Annotated in this window: 6 protein-coding genes; 1 reads left to right on the forward strand and 5 read right to left on the reverse strand. The window is 63.0% G+C overall.

What is annotated here, in order from left to right; all coding sequences use genetic code 11:
• On the reverse strand, positions 1-338 hold a 338-nt coding region (locus ACE3UY_RS10285), incomplete at its 3' end, for a 2-phospho-L-lactate transferase CofD family protein (protein ID WP_374687445.1).
• Between the two features lie 233 nt (positions 339-571).
• On the opposite strand from ACE3UY_RS10285, the gene ACE3UY_RS10290 reads away from it, so the two are divergent.
• The gene (locus ACE3UY_RS10290; protein WP_374687446.1) at positions 572-1,012 is read left to right on the forward strand and encodes a hypothetical protein; all 441 of its coding nucleotides are present in this window, start codon (positions 572-574) and stop codon (positions 1,010-1,012) included.
• An 84-nt stretch (positions 1,013-1,096) separates the two neighbouring features.
• Here ACE3UY_RS10290 and ACE3UY_RS10295 read toward each other — a convergent pair whose 3' ends face one another.
• From ACE3UY_RS10295 to ACE3UY_RS10310, 4 genes are all read right to left on the reverse strand, one after another.
• Positions 1,097-2,275, reverse strand: a complete 1,179-nt coding sequence (locus ACE3UY_RS10295; protein WP_374687447.1) for a M20 family metallopeptidase — start codon at positions 2,273-2,275, stop codon at positions 1,097-1,099.
• Positions 2,276-2,427: 152 nt separating this feature from the next.
• The gene (gene rph, locus ACE3UY_RS10300) at positions 2,428-3,189 is read right to left on the reverse strand and encodes a ribonuclease PH (protein ID WP_374687448.1); all 762 of its coding nucleotides are present in this window, start codon (positions 3,187-3,189) and stop codon (positions 2,428-2,430) included.
• Positions 3,190-3,258: 69 nt separating this feature from the next.
• Complete coding sequence (locus ACE3UY_RS10305) at positions 3,259-3,627, reverse strand: antitoxin (protein WP_374687449.1); 369 nt, start codon at positions 3,625-3,627, stop codon at positions 3,259-3,261.
• 2 nt (positions 3,628-3,629) lie between these two features.
• Positions 3,630-4,048 (reverse strand): BrnT family toxin (locus tag ACE3UY_RS10310; RefSeq protein ID WP_374687450.1); only part of this gene is annotated, 419 nt, incomplete at its 5' end.

Here is a 4,048-nt window from a genome sequence, read left to right on the forward strand (position 1 = left end):
AGCCAGTGAGCGCGTGTCAGATGGGTCGCCAGGTCGAGGTCGCCCAGGCGGAACCAGTCCGGCCCGCCTAACCGGCCGGCCTCTTCCACCGCCCGCCAACTCTCCCCGGCGCGTCCCCAGCCCGTCTCGTCATTGCTGACGCCAGCCAGGGTGTACATGACCGTATCCAGGTCGGGGCAGATGGGCAGCCCCAGGTGGCGGAAGTCGTCGCCGGTGTTGACGATGACCGTCAGCCGCTCCGGCGGCAAGACGCGGGCCAGCCCGTCGGCCAGCTTGGCCCCGCCGACGCCGCCGGCGAGGAGGACGGTGTTAGGAGTAGAAGGGTCGGTGGAGGTCATGGGAGGATTATCTGTCAGAATGTGGGAACGGGCACGCTCAAGAGGCCAGGCCTCAGAGGTCTGGCGTCACGGTTTGACGCGGCCGGTCTGGCCTCCTATACTATGCGCCCATCCCCCAAACGTAGGGGATAGATTTTTCAACCAAGCATTTAGTGGGTAACATGAACTACGCAGAGTAGCCTCTTAAAATCTACGTAATCTGCGAAATCTGTGGATTCTTCTTCTTAAACCCCATGCGCAGAATCTTCCGCAATGACCAGGGGGAGTGGAATACCCAGGTCGTCATCGCCCTCATCGGCGCGGCGGCCACGCTGCTGACAGCGGTCATCGCCGGCGTCTTCGGCTTGATCCAGTTGCGCGCCGCCGACGCCCCGCCCGCGGAGGGCACGCCTGCCCCGGCGCTGGCCGTCACCATCGAAGGCCCGGCCGAAGCGCCGCTGAACCAGGTGACCGCCCTGACCATCATCAGCGAGAATGCCACCCGCGCCGAGTGGTCGATCGCCGGCTTCGGCAGCGACGATATCAATCCCTTTCACTTGAGCGATCAGGTCGAGGTGGAGCCGACCAACGCCGAGCGCGTCGGCGAGTGGTTCACGCTGGTGGTGACCGTCTACGACAGCGGTGGGGCTCAGGCCAGCGCCCGCCACCGCTTTCAGGTCGTTGAGGGGGAATGAACTAACCACGGATTCTCACGGATTTGACGGATACGAACGGATTGAATCAAAGACTCAATCCGTGTTCATCCGCTAAATCCGTGGTTAATTCATGACGTATTGGGCCGCGGCTTTGGCCATGATGGTCACGCCGTCGACCATGGCCCGCTCGTCGAAGTCGAAGCGCGGGTGGTGGTGGGCGAAGTTGGTCGCTTCGCCGTTGCTGCACCCGACGAAGAAGTAGCAGCCGGGGATATCGCTCATGATGTAGCCCATGTCCTCAGCGGCCATTGTGCGGTGCTCGACCACATTCTCCGCGCCCAGCACCTCGCACGCCGCGGCGCGCACTACGGCCGTCGGTTCCGGCGCGTTGACCACGGCGGCCACGATCGCCACCGTCTCCATCGTCGCCCGGCAGCCGTAAGCCACGGCCACGTTCGTCACCATTTCCAGGATGCGCCGGTAGACCATGCGGTGGGAGGCGGTGTCGTAGCTGCGCACCGTGCCCTTCAACACCGCCCGCTCCGGGATGACATTGAACGTCGTCCCGGCCGAGAACTCGCCGATGGAGACGACAATGCTCTCGTGGGGGTTGGTGTTGCGGCTGACGATGCTTTGCAGGGCGACGACGATGTGGGACGCGGCCAGGATGGGATCGGTCGCCATGTGCGGCGCGGCCCCGTGCCCGCCCTTGCCCTGCACGGTAATGGTGAAGACGCTGGACGAGGCCATGCACGGCCCGTCCACCACGCGCGCCTTGCCCACCGGCACGGGTGACCAGAGGTGCATGGCCAGGGCCACGTCCGGCCGCGGCTCCTCCAGCACGCCATCGGCCATGACCGCCAGCGCGCCGCCCAGCCCCTCTTCGGCCGGCTGGAAGAGGAACTTCAGCGTCCCGGCCATCTCGCGCTGCCGCCTGGCAAAGATGCGCGCCAGGGCCAGGCCCATCGAGACGTGGCCGTCGTGGCCGCAAGCGTGCATGATGCCGGGGCTGGCCGAGACGTAGCTGTGGGTGCTCTCCTCCTGAATGGGCAGGGCGTCCATGTCGAAGCGCAGCAGGACGCAGGGGCCGGGGCGCGCGCCCTCCAGCAGGGCCACCACGCCGGTCTGGCCGACGCCGGTCTGCACCTCCAGGCCCAGTTCGGTCAACGTCTCGGCCACAATGCCGGCCGTGCGCGTCTCCTGGAAGCCGAGCTCGGGGTGGCGGTGCAGGTCGCGGCGGACGCGCACCATGTCGTCGAAGAGGGCGGTCGCCTCCCGCTTGAAATCAACTTTTGTGCTCACTGATATGGTTTTCCCGTTGCAGAGGTACTCCCGCCTCTGTTGGCCTGCTTGACGATCTACAATAGGGGCGAGGGAACCGGGATGTATTGCTCAGTCGGATAGCTACCTATTTCCCGGTTGCCTCGCCCTACGTACTATTATTGATTATACAATCATCCCATTAACGAGCGCATTACAACGCCGGCATCACCGCCAAGCGCTCGCGTCTGGAGCGCGCACAGGTCGCGGATGCCGGCGGCGGCGCGGTCGAGCAGCGTGTCGAACTGGTCGCGGCCGAACGGCGCGCCCTCGGCTGTACCCTGCACCTCCACGAATTCGCCCGCGGCGGTCATGACCACGTTGAGATCGACCTCGGCGGCGACATCCTCGCTATAGTCGAGATCGAGCAGCGCCGCCCCACCAACCAGACCGACGCTGACGGCGGCGATCTGGCGGATCAGCACGGCCGCGGGCAGCGTCCCCGCCTCAATGAGCGGCCGCAGGGCCAGGGCGACGGCCAGCCAGCCGCCGGTGATGGCCGCCGTGCGCGTGCCGCCGTCGGCCTGCAACACGTCGCAGTCCACCGTTAGCGTCCGCTCGCCCAGCAGTGACAGGTCGAGCGCGGCGCGCAGGCTGCGGCCGACCAGCCGGCCGATTTCCTGCGTGCGTCCCTTCGGCCAGCGCTGTTCGCGCGGGCTGCGGGTCAGCGTGCTGCGCGGCAGCATGGCGTACTCGGCCGTCAGCCAGCCCTGGGGCGGCGTGCGGTTTTTCAGCCACGACGGCAGGCTGTTCTCGATGGTGACGTTGCACAGAACGTGGGTCGCGCCGAAGCGGGCTAGCACGGAGCCTTCGGCCCAATGGGTGAAGCCGACGTCAAATGAAATGGGGCGGAGGTCGGCCAGGGCTCGGCCGTCGGCGCGGGCGGTTGGATTCATTGAGGAGCCTTAACCAATAAACCGTTAAGAAATGGCTACGGATGGCGACAGAAGGGGACGGATTTTAGCTCAGTCGTCGTAAGAGCCGCGCTCTTCCTGCACGGTGTAGGTCGCTTGTTGCGGTATGGAACGCGGCCGTTCGACCAGGCGGCCGGTGACGTACTTGTGCAGGATGCTGGACATCAACGTCTGATAAGGGATGCCCTCTTCCAGCGCGATGTTTTGCAGCGCCGCAAGGTCATGGCCGGTGAGGCGAATGTTGACGCGGCGATCTTTGCGGAGGGTAGCATCGGCGTAAGATTGAAGGCGTGCAATGACGGCCTCTTTATCTGGAACTGGAACCCATTCACCTCGTTCGTAGGATTCGAGAATCTCGCGTTCTTCTTCATCTAGCTGTGCGTTTAGTTCTTTGTCATTTGGGTCAACTATATCATCCATCTTCATTTCTTCCTGAGATATGTTCGCGTGGCTTTGCGGCTGGGAATGATCGTCTTGAAAAAAGCTCGCCCACCCTGTTCAACGAACGGCACGAAGTAAGCGTAATTGTCAATTTCGACCACTAGCATTTGCTGCCCTGGATACCGCGCCTGATTCGGGTTATCGATTACATCGAGGATGTCACTCTGTAAAACGAGGGATGCAATTCTCTCAAATGACACGCCTCGAGTTTGCTTTAACCACTCATTCTTTTCATCATTCCAGTTCACGTGCTCTATGTTCATATATACCACAATGTGTGCCGAATGGCAACGCGACAATGATTGACTGATACCAAGCGATAATGACGACGCCCGCCAAACTCTACCTGGCGCTGCCACAGTGCCTACGCCAAGTCCAAGCATAGCACTCATCCCATTTA

It is taken from the genome of Promineifilum sp. (SeqCode), assembly GCF_041918635.1.
Classification (GTDB): domain Bacteria; phylum Chloroflexota; class Anaerolineae; order Promineifilales; family Promineifilaceae; genus Promineifilum.

Bases quoted from the DNA above. Each gene is read 5' to 3' on its own strand.
- ACE3UY_RS10290 (WP_374687446.1), top strand. From the start codon at position 572: ATGCGCAGAATCTTCCGCAATGACCAGGGGGAGTGGAATACCCAGGTC.
- rph (WP_374687448.1), bottom strand. From the start codon at position 3,189: ATGAATCCAACCGCCCGCGCCGACGGCCGAGCCCTGGCCGACCTCCGC.
- ACE3UY_RS10305 (WP_374687449.1), bottom strand. From the start codon at position 3,627: ATGGATGATATAGTTGACCCAAATGACAAAGAACTAAACGCACAGCTA.